The organism is Pseudonocardia sp. SID8383, from assembly GCF_009864975.1.
In the GTDB taxonomy this organism is placed as follows: Bacteria; Actinomycetota; Actinomycetes; order Mycobacteriales; family Pseudonocardiaceae; genus Pseudonocardia; species Pseudonocardia alni.
This window is the reverse complement of sequence record NZ_WWFY01000825.1, coordinates 1-906: the sequence shown is the minus strand read 5'-3', so window position 1 is coordinate 906 and position 906 is coordinate 1. Positions and strand designations below refer to the sequence as shown.

The window sequence follows — 906 nt, the reverse complement described above, 5'->3', positions numbered from 1 at the left end:
TGCACGCCGCGGTCCGGCGCGTCGCCGGGCCGGGGGCCGGGCTGGTCGCCGGGGCGGCGCTCGCGCTCACCCCGGTCGCGGTGCTGATGTTCCGCTTCGACAACCCCGACGCGATGCTCGTGCTCGTCCTGACCGGCGCCGCCTACGCGCTCACCCGGGCGGTCGAGCAGGGCCGCACCCGGTGGCTGGTGCTCGTCGGCCTCCTGGTCGGCTACGGCTTCCTCACCAAGATGCTGCAGGCGTTCCTGGTGCTGCCGGCGTTCTCCGCCGTGTGGCTGCTCGCCGCCCCGCTCGCCTGGTGGCCGCGGATCCGGGCGCTGCTCGTCGCCGGTGCCGCGCTGCTGCTCTCGGCGGGCTGGTGGGTGCTCGTCGTGGAGCTGTGGCCGGCCGCGGACCGGCCCTGGATCGGCGGCTCCCAGGGCGACAGCGTGCTGGAGCTGGTCTTCGGCTACAACGGCTTCGGCCGGCTCACCGGCGACGAGGTCGGCTCCGTCGGCGGCGGCGCGGGCGGACGTGCCGGTGGCTGGGGCGAGACCGGGCTGCTGCGGCTGTTCGGGTCGGAGATGGGTCGTGAGGCGTCCTGGCTGTTGCCGGCCGCGCTCGTGCTGACGGTCGTGCTGCTGTGGTGGACCCGGCGGGCACCGCGCACCGACCCGCTGCGTGCGGCGACCGTGCTGTGGGGCGGCTGGCTGCTGGTCACCGGGCTGACGTTCAGCCTGATGGGCGGGATCGTGCACAGCTACTACACCGTCGCGCTGGCTCCGGCGGTCGCCGCGCTGGTCGGGATCGGCGGGGCGACGCTGTGGCGGGACCGTGCGTCCGCGGCCGCCCGCTGGTGGCTGGCCGCGGCGGTCGCGGCGACGGCCGTGTGGGCCTACGCGCTGCTGCCCACGGCCTGGCTGGGGT

The 906-nt window shown here is 76.3% G+C and carries 1 protein-coding gene; it reads left to right on the top strand.

The features are described 5' to 3' along the window. Positions 1–906: glycosyltransferase family 39 protein (locus GTW08_RS19945; protein WP_161152372.1), on the top strand; the 906-nt coding region annotated here is incomplete at both ends.